Here is a 19617-nt window from a genome sequence, read left to right on the forward strand (position 1 = left end):
ATGTCACAGAATACATTGCGGCTTGTAGAGGACAAATCGGTGGACAAAAGCAAGGCACTTGAAGCGGCACTCTCACAGATCGAGCGGTCGTTCGGCAAGGGCTCGATCATGAAACTTGGCGCGAACGAGAGCGTCATCGAGGTCGAAACGGTATCGACCGGTTCCCTCAGCCTCGATATCGCGCTCGGCATCGGCGGTCTTCCGAAGGGCCGCATCATCGAAATCTACGGACCGGAAAGCTCGGGCAAGACGACGCTGGCACTGCAGACGATCGCCGAAGCGCAGAAGAAGGGCGGCATCTGCGCATTCGTGGATGCGGAACATGCGCTCGATCCGGTCTATGCCCGCAAGCTCGGCGTCGATCTCCAGAACCTTTTGATCTCCCAGCCGGATACCGGCGAGCAGGCACTCGAAATCACCGATACGCTGGTACGCTCGGGAGCGGTCGACGTTCTCGTTGTCGACTCGGTTGCGGCGCTGACGCCGCGTGCCGAAATCGAGGGCGAGATGGGCGACAGTCTTCCAGGCCTTCAGGCGCGCCTGATGAGCCAGGCGCTGCGCAAGTTGACGGCGTCGATCTCCAAGTCGAACACCATGGTCATCTTCATCAACCAGATCCGCATGAAGATCGGCGTCATGTTCGGCTCGCCGGAAACGACGACGGGCGGAAACGCGCTGAAGTTCTACGCCTCTGTCCGCCTCGACATCCGCCGCATCGGCGCGGTCAAGGAGCGCGAAGAGGTGATCGGCAACCAGACCCGCGTCAAAGTCGTCAAGAACAAGATGGCGCCTCCGTTCAAGCAGGTCGAATTCGACATCATGTATGGTGAAGGCGTATCGAAGACCGGCGAGCTGGTCGATCTCGGCGTCAAGGCCGGCATCGTCGAGAAGTCCGGTGCCTGGTTCTCCTACAACAGCCAGCGTCTCGGCCAGGGCCGCGAGAACGCCAAGCTCTTCCTGCGTGACAATCCGGATCTCGCCCGCGAGATCGAGATGGCCCTTCGTCAGAATGCGGGTCTTATCGCCGACCGGTTCCTGCAGAATGGTGGACCGGACGCCAACGATGGCGACACCGACACGGATATGTAGTTTTTACAGCTGCCACTCCGGCATATCGAAACCGGCCGCATTCCTGACCAGAATGCGGCCGGTTTTGTTTGTCTGCTGGACAGTGGCAAGGGTGAACGTTAAAAGCCACTGGATTTGAGTTTTGACCTGCCTCGGGCAGCATTGAAGGGCATAGCATGAGCGGTGTGAATGATATCCGGTCGAGCTTTCTCGACTATTTCAAGAAGAACGGCCACGAGATCGTGCCGTCGAGCCCGCTCGTGCCGCGTAACGACCCGACGCTGATGTTCACCAATGCCGGGATGGTGCAGTTCAAGAACGTCTTCACCGGTCTGGAACAGCGCCCCTACAAGACCGCATCGACGGCGCAGAAATGCGTTCGCGCCGGCGGCAAGCACAACGACCTCGACAATGTCGGATATACCGCGCGCCACCACACCTTCTTCGAAATGCTCGGCAACTTCTCGTTCGGCGATTATTTCAAGGAGCGCGCGATCGAGCTTGCCTGGAACCTGATCACCAAGGAATTCGGTCTCGACGCCAAGCGCCTGCTGGTCACCGTCTATCACACCGACGACGACGCCTTTAACCTCTGGAAGAAGATCGCCGGCCTTCCGGATGACAAGATCATCCGCATTCCGACCAGCGACAATTTCTGGGCGATGGGAGATACCGGCCCTTGCGGCCCCTGTTCGGAAATCTTCTACGATCATGGCGAGCAGATCTGGGGCGGCCCGCCGGGTTCGCCCGAGGAGGATGGCGACCGCTTCATCGAGATCTGGAACCTCGTCTTCATGCAGTACGAGCAGGTGACGAAGGAAGAGCGTGTCGACCTGCCGCGTCCCTCCATCGACACCGGCATGGGGCTGGAACGCGTTGCCGCCGTGCTGCAGGGCAAGCACGACAACTACGACATCGACCTGTTCCGGGCGCTGATCGAAGCTTCGGAAGAGGCGACCGGCGTGAAGGCCGAGGGCGAGCGCCGCGCGAGCCACCGGGTCATCGCCGACCATCTGCGTTCCTCGGCGTTTCTGATCGCTGATGGTGTTCTACCGTCGAACGAAGGCCGCGGCTACGTGTTGCGCCGCATCATGCGCCGCGCCATGCGCCATGCCCAGCTGCTGGGTGCCAAGGAACCGCTGATCTGGAAGCTGCTGCCGGCGTTGGTCCAGCAGATGGGCCGCGCCTATCCCGAGCTGGTACGCGCCGAAGCGCTGATCTCCGAGACGCTGAAGCTTGAGGAAACCCGTTTCCGCAAGACGCTGGAACGTGGCCTGTCGCTGCTTTCGGATGCCACGACGACGCTTGGCAAGGGCGACATGCTCGATGGCGAGACGGCATTCAAGCTCTATGACACCTACGGTTTCCCGCTCGACCTGACGCAGGATGCGCTGCGTGCCCGCGAGATCGGCGTGGATCTGGCCGGCTTTACCGATGCAATGGGGCGCCAGAAGGCGGAAGCCCGGTCGCACTGGGCGGGTTCCGGCGACAAAGCGACCGAGACCATCTGGTTCGAGCTCAAGGAACAGCACGGCGCAACCGAATTCCTGGGCTATGATACCGAGACGGCCGAAGGTGTCGTTCAGGCGATCGTCAAGGATGGCGCTGCCGTCGAATCCGCTACCGCCGGCGACAAGGTGCAGATCGTCGTCAACCAGACGCCATTCTACGGCGAATCCGGCGGTCAGGTGGGCGATACCGGCATCATCAGCTCGGATCACGCGAAGGTCGAGATCACCGACACGCAGAAGAAGGGCGAAGGCCTCTTCGTGCATTCCGGTATCGTCGCCGAAGGTTCGATCAAGGCGGGCGACGCCGTCGCGCTGACCGTCGACCATGCACGCCGGTCGCGGCTGCGGGCGAACCACTCGGCAACGCACTTGCTGCACGAGGCGCTCCGCGAAGTGCTCGGCACGCATGTGGCGCAGAAGGGCTCGCTGGTCGCACCCGAGCGCCTGCGCTTCGACGTCTCGCATCCGAAGCCGATGTCCGCCGAGGAGCTCAAGGTCGTCGAGGACATGGCCAACGAGATCGTGCTGCAGAACGCGCCGGTCACGACGCGCCTAATGAGCGTCGATGACGCGATTGCCGAGGGTGCCATGGCGCTTTTCGGCGAGAAGTACGGCGATGAAGTGCGCGTCGTTGCGATGGGTGAGGGCGTGCGCGGCACGAAGGCCGGCAAGCCTTACTCGATCGAGCTTTGTGGCGGCACGCATGTCTCGGCGACGGGCCAGATCGGCCTGGTTCGCATCCTCGGTGAGAGCGCGGTCGGGGCCGGCGTTCGCCGCCTCGAGGCGGTGACCGGTGAAACCGCCCGCGAATATCTGACCGAACAGGACGAACGCGTGAAATCGCTTGCTTCGTCGCTGAAGGTTCAGCCTTCCGAAGTGCTCTCGCGCGTCGAAGCGCTTGTGGACGAGCGCCGCAAGCTGGAGCGCGAACTGGCGGATGCCAAGCGCAAGCTTGCCATGGGCGGCGGACAGGGTGGATCGGCCGATGCCGCACGCGAAGTTGCCGGTGTGAAGTTTCTGGGCAAGGCAGTCACAGGTGTCGACCCGAAAGATCTGAAGGGGCTCGCCGACGACGGCAAGTCCAGCATCGGCTCGGGAGTCGTGACGCTGATCGGTGTTTCCGAAGACGGCAAGGCGAGCGCAGTCGTCGCCGTGACGCCGGACCTGACGGGACGGTTCAGCGCCGTCGATCTGGTGCGCGTCGCATCGGCCGCTCTTGGCGGCAAGGGCGGCGGCGGGCGACCGGATATGGCGCAGGCCGGTGGGCCCGACGGATCCAAGGCCGAAGACGCGATCGAGGCTGTCGCGGCAGCGCTTGCTGGCTGAGTATCGCAATAGGTTGGGGCTTCGATGAAGGTTTATCGCTCGCAGGCAAAGATGGTCGGGCTGACGCTGCTTGCCCTGGTGATGGCGGTGCTGCTTGGCTTTGTCGGCTTCGGCGGCTACCAGCGGGAAGGGGCAGGCAATCTGCCCCTTTTGATCGGCATCATCGGCGGCGGCTTCTTCTTCATCAGCTTCATCCTCCTGCTTATCAAGGCTTTGGACCGCCGACCGGCACTCGATTTTTCTGCCGAGGGTCTAATGATTCCTGATGCGGCCAAAGAGCGGATCAAGTGGGATGATCTGCTTGCCGCCCGCCTCTTCCAGGTTCATCGGCAGAAATTCATCGAGCTGCAAATCAAGCCGCAGGCTGTGGCCGCGCTCTCGCTTCGGCGCATGACCAAGCTCAACAACAAGGCGATGGGCAAGTCCGAAGACTTCATCACCGTCGCCATGAGCGGGCTTACTATGCCCGCAGATCGCGTACTCGAGCTGGTCGGCAAGCGCGGCGAGGAATAGCGCGGCCGATTTTCGGCCGTAGCCTCTGCCGCTATGTTATTTCATGCGGCCTGCATCGCCTTCATGGCTTCGTCGTCCAGCATGGTGGCTCGCCGGTAGCCTTCGCGATTGGCCACGCGGGCGGCATAATCCACGAAACCCTGCCGCTTCTCGATCGTGCCGATGCCCAGACCCCAGCCGATGTGGGAGCCGACGTAAACGTCGGCGGCGGTAAAGCGATCGCCGGCGATATAGGGGTTCTCGATTACAGCCTTTTCGAGCGTGTCCATCACATCGGCAAAACTGCCGTAGCCGGCCATGCGAGCCTTTTCTGCAGGGGTTACAAAGCCGAGCGCACTATTGGTAGCTGCTGCTTCGAGCGGTCCGGCGACGAAGAACATCCAGCGATAATAGCTGCCGCGCTCTTCCGGCTTCGGAGCGAGCTCTCTTTCCGGGAAGGTCTCGGCGAGATAGGCGCAGATCGCGGCACATTCCGTGACTATCGTCTTGCCATGCTTGATGGCAGGCACTTTACCCATCGGGTTCACGGCCAGGTATTCAGGCGACTTGATGGTGTCGCCGAATCTCATGATTTCCGTGCGGTAGGGAGCGCCTGTCTCCTCAAGCATCCAGCGGGCGATACGGCCGCGCGACATCGGATTGGTGTAGAACACCAGCTCTTCGCTCATGATAATCTCCTCCTCGGTGCCTGATATCTGGCGCAGGCGAACGATGCGGCAATGCCTAACAGAGGCGACGGTCAATTCGTGGCAACAATCACAGCTGTTTGCGGTATTGAATGAAGCCGGAGCGCTGTGCAATCTGGTCGTAGAGCCGCTGTGCCCGCTCGTTCGTCTCGTGCGTCATCCAGTAGAGGCGCCCGGCTCCGTGCTCGCGGGCGAGATCGGCAACCCTGTCGATGAGTGCTGCGCCGGTTCCGAGACCGCGCTGGTCCGCCTCGACGTATAAGTCCTGCAGGTAGCAGGTCCATTGCGGAAGCCATGTGGATCGATGAAAAATTGCATGCACGATGCCAACGAGGCGGCCGGTCTCGTCGAAGGCGCCGAAGGCGTGCATTGGTTCCGCCGGATCATGGAACCGCGACCAAGTCAGCTCGGTCGTCGCGGCCGGAATGGCGACTTCATAGAAGCGCTGGTAGCCCTGCCAGAGCGGCTCCCAGGCGGCACGATCGGATGGTTGAAGCAGGCGGATTGTCGTCATTTTCTGTTCCCTTATTGCCGTTGAAACGAAAACGGCGGGGAAATCCCCGCCGCTCGTTTTGCTTCTTTCTGATGGCTTATGCCATGGCCTTCTGAAGGTTCTCGTCGATCTTGTCGAGGAACGCCGTCGTGGAGAGCCAGGGCTGATCGGGGCCGATCAAGAGCGCCAGGTCCTTGGTCATGAAGCCGGCTTCGACGGTGTCGACGCAGACCTTTTCGAGGGTCGAAGCGAACTTGGCGAGTTCTGCGTTGTCGTCGAGCTTGGCGCGGTGTGCGAGGCCGCGGGTCCAGGCGAAGATCGAGGCGATCGAGTTCGTCGACGTTTCCTGACCCTTCTGGTGCTGGCGGTAGTGGCGGGTAACCGTGCCGTGAGCGGCTTCGGCTTCAACCGTCTTGCCGTCCGGCGTCAGCAGAACCGAGGTCATGAGGCCGAGGGAACCGAAGCCCTGCGCGACAGTGTCGGACTGAACGTCGCCGTCGTAGTTCTTGCAGGCCCAGACATAACCACCGGACCACTTGAGGGCCGAGGCGACCATGTCGTCGATCAGACGGTGCTCGTAAGTGATGCCGGCTTCCTTGAACTGATCCTTGAATTCGGTCTCGTAGATTTCCTCGAAGATGTCCTTGAAGCGGCCGTCATAGGCCTTGAGGATGGTGTTCTTCGTGGAGAGGTAAACCGGCCACTTGCGCATCAGACCGTACATCATCGAGGCGCGGGCGAATTCGCGGATCGATTCATCGAGGTTGTACATAGCCATGGCGACGCCGGAGCCCGGCGCGTTGAAGACTTCCTTCTCGATGACCTGGCCGTCTTCGCCGACGAACTTGATGGTCAGCTTGCCCTTGCCCGGGAACTTGAAGTCGGTCGCGCGGTACTGGTCGCCGAAAGCGTGACGGCCGACGACGATCGGCTGCGTCCAGCCCGGAACGAGGCGCGGAACGTTCTTGCAGATGATCGGCTCGCGGAAGATGACGCCGCCCAGGATGTTGCGGATCGTGCCGTTGGGGCTCTTCCACATTTCCTTGAGGTTGAATTCCTTCACGCGCGCTTCATCCGGCGTGATCGTCGCGCACTTGATGCCGACGCCGTACTTCTTGATGGCGTTGGCCGCATCAACGGTAACCTGGTCGTTGGTGGCGTCGCGGTTCTGAACCGAGAGGTCGTAGTAGTCGATGTTGAGGTCGAGATACGGATGGATCAGCTTGTCCTTGATAAGCTGCCAAATGATGCGCGTCATTTCATCGCCGTCGAGATCGGCGACGGGATTGGCGACCTTGATCTTCTTCATGTATCTGCCTCGTTCAAGCTAGCATGGGAACAGGTGTCCCGGTGGGTGATAGGGTCCGGAGCGCTATAGCATTGTGAACCGGGAACGCAAAGCCGCAAGCGGCCCGCGGCGTGGTTTTTGCGCGGCCATTGCCAAGCGCACGGATTCGGCTAGTGTCCCGCCACCGCTTGTTGCCCGATGGATATTTTTGATGAAGACGATAGCCTTGCTGTGTCTCCTTGCCGCACCTGGCGCTCTGCACGCCGCCGACGTTGCCGATCCCGTGAAGGAGATCATGGACGCGACGGTGAGCAACTGGTCGGGCGCCGATACCGAGTGGATCGACATCTTCGATGCTGCGAAAATCGATCAGCGTTTCAGCAGCGACTTCGTCGCGAAGTATCATGAGGCCGAAAAGCATCCGGCGATGGAAGACGGCATTTCGCCCTTCGATTACGATGTGATCGTCAACGGCGAGGATGCGTGCCCGCTGAAGGATATTTCGATCACGCCGCCGCCGGCCAATGGAAAGACGGAGGTCGTCGTGCGCTTTCGAAAGATGGATTGCGCGGATGGACCGGAGGCGCAAGTGGTTTCAACGGTTCGCTTCGAACTGATCGATGAAGGCGGCAAGCCGGTGGTTGACGATATCGTCAACGAGGACAGCGAGACGAAGGAGTCTACCTCGCTGAAAGCGATCATGACGGATATCATCGACGGCAATTGACGTCGTTCGGATTTGAGTTGCTTCCGGTGGCGCGGCAGTATCTCGCAGAAAGGGCATCTCATGATCTGCCGCATGAAAGGTGTCCACATTGTTTTCCGGCTTTGACTTTCGCGATTGGCTTCTTGCCAATGATCCGGCGCTTTCTCGGCTTCGCATGGCATCGCGGGTAACGCTGACGGTCGTCTTTTCCACCGTCATCCTGATTGCCTTCCATTTCCTGGTCACACCGCTGCCGCAGGTCGCTTATGGTCTCGGGATCGTGCTTTCGGTCGAAGGGGGCGTCGCCGTGCGCGACAAGGGCTATTCGCGCCAGCTCGTCACCCGGCTGCTCGGCTGCATCGCCAGTCTCGTGGCGCTCGGCATTGCGGCAGGCCTTGAAGAGCACCGCTACCTGTCGGACGCCGTCTTTCTTGTAGTGATCCTGCTTGCAACATCGAGCCGGGTGTTCGGGCCGCGCGGTCATGCGATCGGCATGTTTGCGTTTTTTTCCTATTTCATGGGGTCTTATTTCCACCCGAAGCTCGACGAGTTGCCGCTGATTGCAATCGGGCCCGTCGTTTCGGCCGCCATCGGACAGGTCGTGTCCGTTCTGATGTTGCCCGACAACTGGCGGAGCGACCTCCTGAGGTCGCTGGAAAGCGTGCAGGGAAGGGTCAATCAGATCCTCTTCAAGCTTGCAGCGCTCGCCTCGGAGGGCTTTGTTCAAGAGAGCGACCGGCAGGAGCTGCGGCAGCTCGAGGAGCGGCTGAAGGAAGTGGTTCTGATGGCGGAAAGCTTCATTCCGCGACCGCCCGGCGGCGTGTTCGACGGCGGAGCGGATCCCGCTGAAGAACTGGCCGTGCGGTTGTTCGACCTGCATCTCGCTGCCGAGAGCACCATCGTTCTCACCCTGCAGAAGCCGCCCGATTTTGCGCTCGTCCACGCGGTGATCGAAGGCAGTGAGAGCACGCTGACGGACGGGTTGGCAGACGGGGACGACAAGGCGGCAGTGGAAACGTGCCGCGCGCTCTTGTGGCTCGGGCAGGCCAAACATCAGCTGGCGAAGACAATCGAGGAAGGCCGAATTTCAGGATTTGCAACGATCGATGCAGCCAGCGGAAAGCCGGCTGCCCCGGCGATCGATTTTTCGGTCCGGAATCCGCTGATCAAAGCGTCGTTGCAGATCACGCTTGCTTCGGCGCTGGCGATGGCATTCGGGCTCCTGCTGTCGCGCGAACGCTGGTTCTGGGCGGTGCTTGCGTCCTTCCTGGTCTTCATCAACACGAATTCGCGCGGCGACACGGCCATGAAAGCGCTGCAGCGGTCGCTGGGGACGCTGTTCGGCATTGCCATCGGGCTCGCACTTGCGACGTTGCTTTCCGGTCATCAGGCGATTGCCGTTCCGGTCGCTGTCCTCTGCATTTTCCTCGGGTTCTATTTCCTGTCGGTCTCCTACGCGACGATGACGTTCTTCGTATCGATTGTGCTTTGTCTGGTTTACGGGTTGACCGGCGCACTGACGCTCGATCTGCTGCGGTTGCGTATCGGGGAAACGCTGATCGGCGTGCTCGCAGGAACGGCCGTCGCATTTCTGGTGTTTCCCGCGCGAACGCGCGGAGCGCTGGATGCGGCCCTCAAGAAATGGTACTCGGCGCTCGATGTGCTGCTTGCCGCAGCGCTTGATGGCAAGTCCCGTTTCGAGCTGATCCCGTTTTCGCAAGAACTCGATGCGGCTTATCGCGACCTGACCGTTGCGGCGCGCCCGCTCGGTTCGTCCTGGTCCTTGGTGACGCGGCCCGGCCGGATCAGGCGGACGCTGGCGACTTTTCTGGCCACGACCTATTGGGCTCGCCTCATGGCCGGGACTTTCGGGGCGGACATTTCGGAAGACGAGGACATGAGGGCATCGATTGCCGATGCAAGATCGAGGCTCGGTACGATTTCCGCACGCCGCTCCGAATGCTTCTTCGTCGAGCGGACGACACCGGCTTCGGCGGGGCGGCATTTACCGCTTTCACGCGGCGGCGCCCGGCTTGCCGCGGAAATGATCGGCGGCATGCTCGACCGGCTTTACCCGCAAGCATAGGCCTTGCCGTTTGCGCTGAGCAAAGCTATTCCGCATTGAAAGCAAGGACGGCGTTTCATGGCAGGCACGAACAGCGAGCGTAAACTTCTGGCCGAGGGGCCGGTCATCATTCTGGTGGAGCCCCAGATGGGCGAGAACATCGGCATGGTGGCGCGCGCAATGGCGAATTTCGGCCTTGCGGAGTTGCGCCTAGTCAATCCGCGCGACGGCTGGCCGAACGAGAAGGCGCAGGCCGCGGCCTCCAAGGCCGATCACGTCATCGAAGCCACGAAGGTTTATGACACATTGGAGCAGGCGGTTGCCGACCTGAATTTCGTCTATGCGACGACAGCGCGCGAGCGGGATGGATTCAAGCCCGTCCGGTCGCCGGTGGTTGCGGCCGAGACGCTGCGCGCGAAGTTTCGCGCAGGCGAGGGGACCGGCATCCTGTTTGGACGTGAACGCTGGGGGCTGACCAACGAGGAAGTGGCGCTTGCCGACGAGATCGTCACCTTCCCCGTCAACCCTGCCTTTGCCTCGTTGAACATCGCGCAGGCGGTTCTCCTGATGTCCTATGAATGGATGAAATCCGGCATGGAAGACGCCGGAGCGGTGCCGTTTCAGGCGATGTCGCAGACGCAGTCGACCAAGGAACAGCTCTTCGGCCTGTTCGATCAGCTGGAAGAGGCGCTGGATGCGCGCGGTTATTTCCATCCTGCCGGGAAAAAGCCCAAAATGGTGGACAACCTGCGCGCAGTTCTCTCGCGGCGCGCCTTCACGGAACAGGAAATTAGCGTGTTGCGCGGTGTGATCTCCTCCCTCGACCGCTTCTCGCGCAAGTCACCGCGCGGTGGCCGGTTCCCTGCAGACATCAAGGAACAGCAGAAAGATGACAGCAGCGGCGAATGAGCTGAAACCGGTTCTGGTATTCGATTCCGGCATCGGGGGGCTCACCGTGCTCCGCGAAGCCCGCGTGCTCATGCCCGAACGCAGTTTCCTCTACGTCGCCGACGATGCCGGATTTCCCTATGGCGGCTGGGAGGAGCAGGCGCTCAAGGAGCGCGTCATCGATCTCTTTGCCAAGCTGCTTGCGGAATACGATCCGGAAGTCTGCATCATTGCCTGCAACACGGCTTTTACGCTGGTCGGCGCCGATCTTCGCGCGGCCTTCCCGCAGATGACGTTCGTCGGCACCGTGCCGGCGATCAAGCCTGCGGCGGAGCGGACACGCTCGGGCCTCGTATCGGTGCTCGCGACCCCCGGAACCGTGAAGCGTGCCTATACGCGCGATCTCATCCAGTCCTTCGCGCAGCAGTGCCATGTGCGGCTCGTCGGCTCGGAAAACCTGGCGCGGATGGTGGAAGCCTACATTCGCGGAGATGCCGTTTCCGACGACGCAGTCTATGCCGAGATCGACCAATGCTTCGTCGAGAAGGACGGCCGCAAGACCGATATCATCGTGCTGGCCTGCACGCATTACCCGTTCATGGCCAATGTCTTTCGCCGCCTGGCGCCCTGGCCGGTGGACTGGCTCGACCCCGCGGAAGCCATTGCAAGGCGCGCCCGCAGCCTCGTGCCGCACGTGGCCGGGGCGGTTCATCCCGATGGCTTCGACTTCGCAGTGTTCACCTCTGGCAATCCCGACTTCGCCACGCGGCGGCTGATACAGGGCTTCGGGCTGAAGGTCGGCTGAGGGCGGATGCTCGACGCTTCCGGGAAGCAATCGTGCTAGAAATAACGCTCACAGTCGGATCAGCGTCGGAGATAGTGCAATGGCGACGGGCGAGGACTTGCGGCGTATCGCACTCTCTCTGGAGGGTACGGTCGAGGCCCCGCATTTCGACCGCATGGCATTCAAGGTCGCGCGGAACTACGTCACGCTCGCCGCCGACAGCCGGACGGCGAATTTCAAGTTCACGCCCGACGAACAGCAGTTCAAATGCATGATGCTGCCGGAGGCCTTCTCGCCGGTGCCGAATGCCTGGGGCAGGCAGGGCTGGACGACTGCCGATCTGTCGCGGCTGGGCGAGGAGGATCTCGAGAATGCATTGCGCATGGCCTGGGAGCGTGCTCAGCCCAGAAAACCAGCGCGGCGATGAAGTCCGGACGGCGTGGCCGGCCTAAATGTCCGCATTCGCTGTGGGTTTTAGAAATGTAAGGGCGAAATGCTGGGAAATCTTTGATAGACGGGAGCGCGCCGTTTCAGGACAATGGCGCTCCGCATTATTGAGTCTCATCTGAATAGGATCGTTGCATTGCAGGTTGGTATCGATATGGGAATGGCGTCCGGCAACAGCCCGGCGACGCTCGATATCGAGGAGCTGCTGGCGACCCGCCTTCTCGTGCAGGGCAATTCCGGTTCCGGCAAGTCGCATCTGCTGCGGCGGCTGCTCGAACAGTCGGCGCCATGGGTGCAGCAGGTCGTCATCGATCCGGAAGGCGATTTCGTCACACTTAGCGACCGGTTCGGCCATGTGGTCGTCGACGGCGAGCGGACCGAGGCGGAGCTTGCGGGCATCGCCAACCGCATCCGTCAGCACCGCGTCTCCTGCGTGCTGACGCTCGAAGGCCTTGATCTCGAAGAGCAGATGCGAGCGGCGGCGGCCTTTCTCAACGGCATGTTCGATGCCGATCGCGAATATTGGTATCCAGTTCTGGTCGTGGTCGACGAAGCGCAGATGTTTGCGCCATCGGTCGGTGGCGATGTCGCGGAAGATGCGCGCAAGATGTCGCTTGGCGCGATGACCAACCTGATGTGTCGCGGTCGTAAGCGGGGGCTTGCCGGCGTGATCGCTACCCAGCGTCTGGCCAAGCTTGCCAAGAACGTTGCGGCGGAGGCTTCGAACTTCCTGATGGGCCGCACCTTTCTCGATATCGACATGGCGCGCGCCGCCGACCTTCTCGGCATGGACCGGCGTCAGGCCGAGATGTTCCGCGATCTGAAGCGCGGGAATTTCGTAGCGCTTGGTCCGGCGCTGTCGCGGCGTCCGCTGCCGATTGAGATCGGCGCGGTCGAGACCTCGGCCCGTTCCAACAGCCCGAAGCTGATGCCGCTGCCGGACGCGCCGCAGGATGTGGAAGACCTGATCTTCACGCCGGACCCGGAGGAATTTCAGCGGCCGCTCGTTCGGCGTGCACCGCCAGCGCCACGTCCGACGACCGACATTCTGGCCGAGCTTTCTCGCTCGGCGCCTGCAGCGACCGCTGCGCCGGCCGAGCCGCGCGCCAGCCAGCCGGAGCTTTCCGCCGAAGAGCGCGAGGAACGCTTGTCGGCCGTGCTGGCTGAAATCCTCGATGATCCCGCGTCGGGTTTCCGGACGGATTCGGTGCTCTACCAGGAATTCCTGGTGCGCCTGCGCATGCGTCGCGTGCCCGGGCCGCCGATCTCCTTGCCGGATTTCCGCCGGCGTGTTGCGATCTCGCGTTCCGGCGTCGATGCTGCGACTGCCGCAACCGATGCCTGGGCGACAGCTCTGTCGCTGTCGGCGACGGTGACCGACGATCTGCAGGGCGTGTTCCTGATGCTCGCCAAGGCCGCGGTCTGCGGCGAGCCATGCCCGTCGGACGCCCGCATCGCCCGTGCCTACGGGACGCACTCGGCGCGTCGGGCGCGCCGTCTTCTCGGTTATTTCGAGGAACAGGGGACGATCGTCGTGCACACGGATTTCTCCGGCAAACGCATCGTGGCTTTCCCGGACATGAACTGCCAGACGGCGCCGGGTGACGCGAATGCACCGGATAGCAGCGATCAACCGCAAGCGGCGGAATAGCTTGGCTTTTCGGGCAAGTCGCTGTTGACATTTTCACGACGAACCCATAAACACCGCGCCAGCACCGGGCAGAGATGTCCGGTGTTTCATTTGACATGTCCCGTGGATTTGTCCTGTTCGCGTAACCGGATGATCCTGTCGGGCTTTCGAGAGAAAGCCAAAGGAGGGCGTGTTTCCTTCACGCGGTTTGGCAACGAACCGTCCTAACACTCTGAAAGGAAATACGATGAGCAAGCGCGAATCGTCCAAGTACAAGATTGACCGCCGTATGGGCGAAAACATCTGGGGCCGTCCGAAGTCCCCGGTGAACCGCCGCGAATACGGCCCGGGCCAGCATGGTCAGCGCCGCAAGGGCAAGCTTTCGGACTTCGGTGTGCAGCTGCGCGCCAAGCAGAAGCTGAAGGGTTACTATGGTGACCTGCGCGAAAAGCAGTTCCGTGCGATCTACGACGAAGCTAACCGCGTCAAGGGCAATACGGCTGAAAAGCTGATTGGCCTTCTGGAGTCGCGTCTCGACGCGATCGTCTATCGCGCCAAGTTCGTTCCGACCGTTTTCGCTGCCCGCCAGTTCGTCAACCACGGCCACGTGACCGTGAATGGCGTACGCGTCAACATCGGCTCTTACCGTTGCAAGGCCGGCGACGTTATCGAAGTTCGCCAGAAGTCGAAGCAGCTCGTTACGGTTCTGGAATCCGTTAGCCTCGCTGAGCGCGACGTTCCGGACTACATCGAAGTTGATCACAACAAGATGGTTGCGACCTTCGCCCGCGTTCCTACGCTCTCCGACGTACCCTATCCGGTCGTCATGGAGCCGCATCTGGTGGTCGAATTCTATTCGCGTTAATCAGCGCGAGACGTTCGCATACGGAAAAGCCGCCTTCAGGGGCGGCTTTTTTGTCTCTGGAGAGAAGCCATGGTGGATTTGCAGGCAGTCCTCGACAGCATCTACAAGGATCTGACGCCCCGCATCGGCGAAGGCGCGGTCGCCGATTACATTCCGGAACTGGCCAAGGTCGATCCGAAGCAGTTCGGCATGGCGATCGTCACGGTTAACGGGAACATTTATCGCGTCGGCGACGCGGCTGTGCCGTTCTCCATCCAGAGCATTTCCAAGGTCTTCATGCTGACGCTGGCGCTCGGCAAGGTGGGCGAGGGGCTCTGGAAGCGTGTCGGCCGCGAGCCGTCGGGTTCGTCCTTCAACTCCATCGTGCAGCTCGAGCACGAGCACGGGATCCCGCGCAACCCATTCATCAATGCCGGCGCGATTGCCGTCACCGACGTCGTCATGGCTGGCCACGCGCCGCGCGAGGCAATCGGCGAATTGCTGCGTTTTGTGCGCTACCTTGCCGACGACGAGTCGGTGACGATCGATGACAAAGTGGCGAAGTCCGAAACGCAGACCGGCTACCGCAACTTTGCGCTCGCCAATTTCATGCGTGCCTACAAGAATATCGATCATCCGGTCGATCACGTCCTCGGCGTCTATTTCCACCAGTGTGCTCTGGCGATGACATGCGAGCAGCTTGCGAAAGCGGGACTGTTTCTCGCGGCACGCGGGAGCAATCCGACGACCGGGCATTCGGTCGTTTCGCCGAAGCGGGCGCGGCGCATCAATGCGCTGATGCTGATGTGCGGGCACTATGACGGTTCAGGCGACTTTGCCTATCATGTCGGCCTGCCCGGCAAGAGCGGCGTCGGCGGCGGCATCTTTGCGGTGGCGCCGGGGATTGCGTCGATCGCGGTCTGGTCGCCCGGTTTGAACAAGGTTGGCAACTCGCAGCTTGGCTCGCTGGCGCTCGAAATGCTGGCGGCGCGCACCGGCTGGTCGGTTTTCGGCGATTGACGCTGTGTTGCCGCCGCGCTTTCTGCTAAGGCAGGGCCGTAGCCGATTTGGATGGGACCATGAACATCGCAGCGAATATTGCGGACGATTTTGACACGCGCGAGGATGGCACGATCGGCCATGCGCTCTTTGCAGATGCGCCGCGTTCCGTCTCGTTCAACAAATTGCGCAAGCGCCTGCTCCGCCAGGTGCGTCAGGCCTTCGACGATTTCGACATGCTGAAGGGCCAGAAGCGTTGGCTGATCGGCCTTTCCGGCGGCAAGGATTCCTACGGGCTGCTGGCGCTGCTTCTCGAACTGCAATGGCGCGGCCTTTTGCCGGTGGAGCTGATCGCCTGCAATCTGGATCAGGGCCAGCCGAATTTTCCGAAGCATGTGTTGCCGGATTATTTGGCCAAAATCGGCGTCAAGCACCGCATCGAATACCGTGACACCTATTCGATCGTGAAGGAGAAGGTGCCTGAAGGCGCCACCTATTGCTCGCTCTGTTCGCGTCTTCGCCGTGGCAATCTCTACCGCATTGCCAAGGAAGAGGGTTGCGATGCACTGGTTCTCGGGCATCACCGCGAGGATATCCTCGAAACCTTCTTCATGAACTTCTTTCACGGAGGGCGGCTTGCCTCGATGCCGGCAAAGCTGCTCAACGATGAGGGTAACCTCATGGTGCTGAGGCCGCTCGCCTATTGCGCCGAAGACGACATGGCGAAATTCGCGGCGGCGATGGAGTTTCCGATCATACCATGCGATCTCTGCGGCTCGCAGGACGGCCTGCAGCGCAACGCGATGAAGGACATGCTTGCCGATATCGAGCGGCGCATGCCGGGCCGCAAGGACACGATGCTGCGAGCGCTCGCGCATGTGAACCCCTCGCACCTGCTCGATCCGAAGCTTTTCGATTTTTCGAGCCTGACGGTCACAGAAGTGTCGCCAAAGGGCGAGTAACTGGACGCTCCTCCCAATCAAGGAAATGCCATGACTTCGACAGTTGATGTGACGACGCTAGCCGATCTCCTGCGGCGGGCGGCGAAGGCCGAGATATTGCCGCGCTTCCGGCGGCTCGGAAGCGGCGATGTTCGCGTCAAGACCGAGGCGACCGATCTCGTGACGGAAGCCGACGAGCAGGCCGAGCGGATGATGAAGGCGGAGGCCGCGCGGCTCTGGCCGCAAGCGGTGTTCATCGGCGAGGAGTCGGTCGCGGCCGACCCGGCGCTGCTCGAAAAGCTGCAGGGAGCCGAGCTTGCGATCGTCGTCGATCCGGTTGATGGCACGTTCAATTTCGCCTCCGGGATTCCCGCCTTCGGGGTCATGGCGTCCGTGGTGTCGCGGGGCGAAACCGTTGCCGGCATCATCTATGACCCGATGGGCGACGATTGGGTGATGGCGGAGAAGGGCGGCGGTGCCTGGCTGCGGCGGCCGGAAGGCGAGGCGGAGCGGCTTTCCGTGACGGCTCCGGTTCCGCTGGAACAAATGGTCGGCATGGCATCGGTCGGCTATCTGCCAAAGGGGCGGCGTGCGGAAATCCTAGCAAACCTCGCGAAGGTTCGCTTCCTTGCGAACTACCGCTGTGCAGCGCATGAATACCGGACATTTGCATCCGGCCACGTGCACTACCTCATGTACAACAAGCTGATGCCCTGGGACCATCTGGCGGGCACGCTGATCTGCCAGGAGGCGGGTGCCTATGCCGCCCGCTTCGATGGAACGCCCTACCTGCCGCACCATGTCGACGGCGGATTGCTGATCGCACCGGACAGGGCGTCCTGGGAGCTGCTGCGGCGCGAGGTCTTCACCATCTAAAAAGAAAGCCCGCCAGATCGGCGGGCTTTTCATTAGAAGTGTGCGGCGCCCGGCTCGAGCTGCGGGCTGTCGCCGGGGTGGGTGAAGAGCTTGCCCTTCTCAGCCCAGAGTGTCGCCAAAATGCTGATCGCGCCGAAGACAGCGAAGCCGCCGAAAAGCGGCTGAACCGTCCCGTTGAAAAGCTGGCCGACGGTGCCGCCGAGCAATGCGCCGACGGTCGTCGAGACGAAACCGGTAATGGAGGTTGCCGTGCCCGCAAGGTTGCCCATCGGCTCCAGGCTGATCGCCGTGAAGTTGGTGGCGATGACCGCAAACATCATCAGCAGGACCGAAAACAGAGCGTAGTCCAGCGCGAAATTGACGCTGGTATCGAGCGCCATGACATAGCCGAAGGCCGAAACGATCGTGAAGAGAACCATCGCGGTGTGCGAGATGCGGCGCATGCCGAAGAGGCGGACAAAGAAGCCGTTGGCGAAGTTCGCGACCGCGATGCCGCCCGCCGTTGCCGCGAAGGCAATCGGCAGCCAGTCGCCGAGGCCATAGACCTCGCCGAAGACCTGCTGGACAGAGATCACATAGGCACTGATGACGCCCGTGAACATCGTCAGGCCGATCATGTAGCCGCAGGTGACGCGGTTGGTGAGGACGGTTCTGAAACCGTCGACGACCGAGCCGACGGAGAGCGGAATGCGCTCGTTCTCAGGCAGCGACTCCTTGAGACGCAGCAGTGCCCAGGTAAAGAGGATCGAGCCGACGATGCCGAGCAGAATGAAGATCCAGTGCCAGTCGGCGTAGGTGATGATCAGCTGGCCAACAGACGGCGCGACGATCGGTACGATCATGAAAACGATCATCACAAAGGACATGACGCGCGCCATCTCGCGGCCGCCGAAGCAATCCCGCACGATAGACATCGTGGTGATGCGGACCGCCGCGCCGCCGATGCCCTGGATGAAGCGCATGACGAGCAGCATGTGGAAGCTGCTGGTCCAGGCAGCGGCGAACATGGCAACGACATAGACGGCCATGCCACCAAGCAGGATCTTGCGGCGGCCGAAAGTATCGGAGAGCGTGCCGAAGGCGATCTGCGAGATGCCGAAGCCGAAGAAGAAGACGCCGATGACCAGCTGCGCGTCATTGGTGCTCATCACGCCCAGCGAATGGCCGATGGCAGGCAGCGCCGGCAGCATGCTGTCGATCGCCATGGCGATGCTGGCAGTCATGATGGCGATCGTGATCACAAATTCCGCAAAGCCCATGCCGATCCGGCTGGAGCCCTGATTTTCAATATGCGGCTTATGCTGCGGCGTCATTTCTGAAATCCTGTCATTGTAAAAATGGCCCGCTCAGGCAGGCGAGTTTTGCGGCTGAAACAGAAGGCCTTTTTCCGCGATGAGGACGAATACGAGCCCGATAATCGACACGGTGAAATAGCCGGCAACCATCGGCAGGGCGGTGCCGTCGTAGGCCTGGCCAATACCTGCTCCGATGATTGCCCCGCCGACCGTGCTCATGAAACCGAGAACGGAGGAGGCGGTGCCTGCCACATGACCCAGCGGTTCCATTGCCAGCGAGTTGAAGTTCGAGCCGATCCAGCCGAAATGGAACATCGCAAGGCCGAAGAAGGTGATGAAGAGGAAGAAGGGCATCGGTTCAGAGCTCGACACCTGCACGATCATCCAGATGGTGTTGACGGTGAGGAAGCCGAGCAACGATGCATGCGACAGGCGCCGCATGCCGAATTTGCCGACGAAGCGCGAGTTCAGGAAGGACGATATCGACATGAAGGCTGCAACACCGGCGAAGGCGAAGGGAAAATAGACGCCAAGATCGTAGATGCCGACGTAGATCTGCTGGGCGGAATTGATGAAGCCGAACAGCGAGCCGAAAATGAAGGTGGTGGCGAGCGTGTAGCAGAGCGCGATGCGGTTCATCAGGACAAGCTTGAAGCCGCCCAGCACGGAGCGGGCGGTAAAGGGCCGGACGTTGCGCGGATCGAGTGTTTCCGGCAGGCGTAGATAGGCCCAGACGCCGATCATGGCCGCCAACGCGGCGATGAACACGAAGATCATGTGCCAGCTAGCAAAGAGCATGATGACCTGGCCGCTACCCGGCGCGATGACCGGGACGATCATGAAAACCATCATGATCAGCGACATGACCTCTGCCATCTGCCGGCCGCCGTAGATGTCGCGGACGATCGAAATGGTAATGACGCGCGTTGCGGCTGACCCGATGCCCTGGATGAGGCGCAACGCAAGCAAGCCGGTGAAAGAAGGAATGAAAGCGATTCCAATCGCCGAGGCGATATAGATCACCAAACCGATGAGAAGCGGCAGGCGGCGGCCGAAACGGTCGGAAAGCGGCCCGAAAAAAAGCTGGGCGCCGCCGAAACCGAGAAGATAGGCAGAGACGACGAATTGGCGGTGGTTTTCGCTCTCGACGCCTAGATTGGCGCCGATTTGCTGCAGAGCCGGTAGCATGATGTCGATCGCCAGCGAATTGGTCGCCATCAGGAAGGCCGCAAGCGCGATAAATTCACGCCTGCCCAT

The 19617-nt window shown here is 61.4% G+C and carries 18 protein-coding genes; 13 read left to right on the forward strand and 5 right to left on the reverse strand.

Annotation, left to right across the window (positions count from 1 at the left end):
* From recA to ACPYOI_RS01670, 3 genes are all read left to right on the forward strand, one after another.
* Nucleotides 1-1089, forward strand: a complete 1089-nt coding sequence (gene recA, locus ACPYOI_RS01660; protein WP_168831121.1) for a recombinase RecA — start codon at nt 1-3, stop codon at nt 1087-1089.
* Nucleotides 1090-1244: 155 nt separating this feature from the next.
* Complete coding sequence (gene alaS / locus ACPYOI_RS01665; RefSeq protein WP_481414952.1) at nt 1245-3905, forward strand: alanine--tRNA ligase; 2661 nt, start codon at nt 1245-1247, stop codon at nt 3903-3905.
* Nucleotides 3906-3929: 24 nt separating this feature from the next.
* Nucleotides 3930-4418: an STM3941 family protein gene (locus tag ACPYOI_RS01670; RefSeq protein WP_481414953.1), complete on the forward strand. Its 489-nt coding sequence runs from the start codon at nt 3930-3932 to the stop codon at nt 4416-4418.
* Nucleotides 4419-4459: 41 nt separating this feature from the next.
* Here the strand turns inward: ACPYOI_RS01670 and ACPYOI_RS01675 are convergent, their stop codons facing one another.
* The 3 genes from ACPYOI_RS01675 to ACPYOI_RS01685 all read right to left on the reverse strand — a co-directional run bounded on the left by ACPYOI_RS01675 (nt 4460) and on the right by ACPYOI_RS01685 (nt 6906).
* Complete coding sequence (locus tag ACPYOI_RS01675) at nt 4460-5086, reverse strand: glutathione S-transferase family protein (protein WP_481414954.1); 627 nt, start codon at nt 5084-5086, stop codon at nt 4460-4462.
* Nucleotides 5087-5174: 88 nt separating this feature from the next.
* Nucleotides 5175-5618 carry an N-acetyltransferase family protein gene (locus ACPYOI_RS01680; protein WP_481414955.1) on the reverse strand — a complete coding sequence of 148 codons (444 nt, stop codon included), beginning with the start codon at nt 5616-5618 and terminating at the stop codon, nt 5175-5177.
* A gap of 76 nt (nt 5619-5694) precedes the next feature.
* Entirely contained in the window at nt 5695-6906 is a 1212-nt protein-coding gene (locus ACPYOI_RS01685; RefSeq protein WP_481414956.1) for an NADP-dependent isocitrate dehydrogenase, read from the reverse strand.
* Nucleotides 6907-7096: 190 nt separating this feature from the next.
* Between ACPYOI_RS01685 and ACPYOI_RS01690 the strand changes: the two genes are divergently transcribed.
* From ACPYOI_RS01690 to ACPYOI_RS01735, 10 genes are all read left to right on the forward strand, one after another.
* Entirely contained in the window at nt 7097-7612 is a 516-nt protein-coding gene (locus ACPYOI_RS01690; RefSeq protein WP_481414957.1) for a hypothetical protein, read from the forward strand.
* Between the two features lie 88 nt (nt 7613-7700).
* Entirely contained in the window at nt 7701-9677 is a 1977-nt protein-coding gene (locus ACPYOI_RS01695) for an FUSC family protein (RefSeq protein WP_481414958.1), read from the forward strand.
* Nucleotides 9678-9734: 57 nt separating this feature from the next.
* Nucleotides 9735-10565: an RNA methyltransferase gene (locus ACPYOI_RS01700; protein WP_481414959.1), complete on the forward strand. Its 831-nt coding sequence runs from the start codon at nt 9735-9737 to the stop codon at nt 10563-10565.
* Nucleotides 10546-11349 (forward strand): glutamate racemase, encoded by an 804-nt coding sequence (gene murI / locus ACPYOI_RS01705; RefSeq protein ID WP_481414960.1) that lies wholly within the window; start codon nt 10546-10548, stop codon nt 11347-11349. Before ACPYOI_RS01700 ends, murI begins: the two co-directional genes overlap by 20 nt.
* 79 nt (nt 11350-11428) lie before the next feature.
* On the forward strand, nt 11429-11755 hold the full coding sequence (locus tag ACPYOI_RS01710) for an MmcQ/YjbR family DNA-binding protein (RefSeq protein WP_481414961.1): 327 nt from the start codon (nt 11429-11431) through the stop codon (nt 11753-11755).
* A gap of 156 nt (nt 11756-11911) precedes the next feature.
* Nucleotides 11912-13426, forward strand: a complete 1515-nt coding sequence (locus tag ACPYOI_RS01715; protein WP_481414962.1) for a helicase HerA domain-containing protein — start codon at nt 11912-11914, stop codon at nt 13424-13426.
* Between the two features lie 226 nt (nt 13427-13652).
* Nucleotides 13653-14270 (forward strand): 30S ribosomal protein S4, encoded by a 618-nt coding sequence (gene rpsD / locus ACPYOI_RS01720; RefSeq protein ID WP_168831134.1) that lies wholly within the window; start codon nt 13653-13655, stop codon nt 14268-14270.
* Nucleotides 14271-14339: 69 nt separating this feature from the next.
* The gene (locus ACPYOI_RS01725; RefSeq protein WP_481414963.1) at nt 14340-15269 is read left to right on the forward strand and encodes a glutaminase; all 930 of its coding nucleotides are present in this window, start codon (nt 14340-14342) and stop codon (nt 15267-15269) included.
* A 59-nt stretch (nt 15270-15328) separates the two neighbouring features.
* Nucleotides 15329-16210, forward strand: coding sequence for a tRNA 2-thiocytidine(32) synthetase TtcA (ttcA, locus tag ACPYOI_RS01730; RefSeq protein ID WP_481414964.1), 882 nt, complete (start codon nt 15329-15331; stop codon nt 16208-16210).
* Between the two features lie 30 nt (nt 16211-16240).
* Nucleotides 16241-17065, forward strand: a complete 825-nt coding sequence (locus tag ACPYOI_RS01735; RefSeq protein WP_481414965.1) for an inositol monophosphatase family protein — start codon at nt 16241-16243, stop codon at nt 17063-17065.
* 32 nt (nt 17066-17097) lie between these two features.
* Here the strand turns inward: ACPYOI_RS01735 and ACPYOI_RS01740 are convergent, their stop codons facing one another.
* Together ACPYOI_RS01740 and ACPYOI_RS01745 are read right to left on the reverse strand one after the other, a co-directional pair.
* Nucleotides 17098-18378 carry a multidrug effflux MFS transporter gene (locus tag ACPYOI_RS01740; protein WP_481414966.1) on the reverse strand — a complete coding sequence of 427 codons (1281 nt, stop codon included), beginning with the start codon at nt 18376-18378 and terminating at the stop codon, nt 17098-17100.
* A gap of 33 nt (nt 18379-18411) precedes the next feature.
* Nucleotides 18412-19617, reverse strand: coding sequence for a multidrug effflux MFS transporter (locus ACPYOI_RS01745; protein WP_481422499.1), 1206 nt, complete (start codon nt 19615-19617; stop codon nt 18412-18414).

The sequence above is a fragment of the Rhizobium sp. SVR5-2C genome (genome assembly GCF_056755115.1).

Bases quoted from the DNA above. Each gene is read 5' to 3' on its own strand.
- recA (WP_168831121.1), top strand. From the start codon at position 1: ATGTCACAGAATACATTGCGGCTTGTAGAGGACAAATCGGTGGACAAA.
- alaS (WP_481414952.1), top strand. From the start codon at position 1,245: ATGAGCGGTGTGAATGATATCCGGTCGAGCTTTCTCGACTATTTCAAG.
- ACPYOI_RS01670 (WP_481414953.1), top strand. From the start codon at position 3,930: ATGAAGGTTTATCGCTCGCAGGCAAAGATGGTCGGGCTGACGCTGCTT.
- ACPYOI_RS01675 (WP_481414954.1), bottom strand. From the start codon at position 5,086: ATGAGCGAAGAGCTGGTGTTCTACACCAATCCGATGTCGCGCGGCCGT.
- ACPYOI_RS01680 (WP_481414955.1), bottom strand. From the start codon at position 5,618: ATGACGACAATCCGCCTGCTTCAACCATCCGATCGTGCCGCCTGGGAG.
- ACPYOI_RS01685 (WP_481414956.1), bottom strand. From the start codon at position 6,906: ATGAAGAAGATCAAGGTCGCCAATCCCGTCGCCGATCTCGACGGCGAT.
- ACPYOI_RS01690 (WP_481414957.1), top strand. From the start codon at position 7,097: ATGAAGACGATAGCCTTGCTGTGTCTCCTTGCCGCACCTGGCGCTCTG.
- ACPYOI_RS01700 (WP_481414959.1), top strand. From the start codon at position 9,735: ATGGCAGGCACGAACAGCGAGCGTAAACTTCTGGCCGAGGGGCCGGTC.
- murI (WP_481414960.1), top strand. From the start codon at position 10,546: ATGACAGCAGCGGCGAATGAGCTGAAACCGGTTCTGGTATTCGATTCC.
- ACPYOI_RS01710 (WP_481414961.1), top strand. From the start codon at position 11,429: ATGGCGACGGGCGAGGACTTGCGGCGTATCGCACTCTCTCTGGAGGGT.
- rpsD (WP_168831134.1), top strand. From the start codon at position 13,653: ATGAGCAAGCGCGAATCGTCCAAGTACAAGATTGACCGCCGTATGGGC.
- ACPYOI_RS01725 (WP_481414963.1), top strand. From the start codon at position 14,340: ATGGTGGATTTGCAGGCAGTCCTCGACAGCATCTACAAGGATCTGACG.
- ttcA (WP_481414964.1), top strand. From the start codon at position 15,329: ATGAACATCGCAGCGAATATTGCGGACGATTTTGACACGCGCGAGGAT.
- ACPYOI_RS01735 (WP_481414965.1), top strand. From the start codon at position 16,241: ATGACTTCGACAGTTGATGTGACGACGCTAGCCGATCTCCTGCGGCGG.
- ACPYOI_RS01740 (WP_481414966.1), bottom strand. From the start codon at position 18,378: ATGACGCCGCAGCATAAGCCGCATATTGAAAATCAGGGCTCCAGCCGG.
- ACPYOI_RS01745 (WP_481422499.1), bottom strand. From the start codon at position 19,617: ATGGGCAGGCGTGAATTTATCGCGCTTGCGGCCTTCCTGATGGCGACC.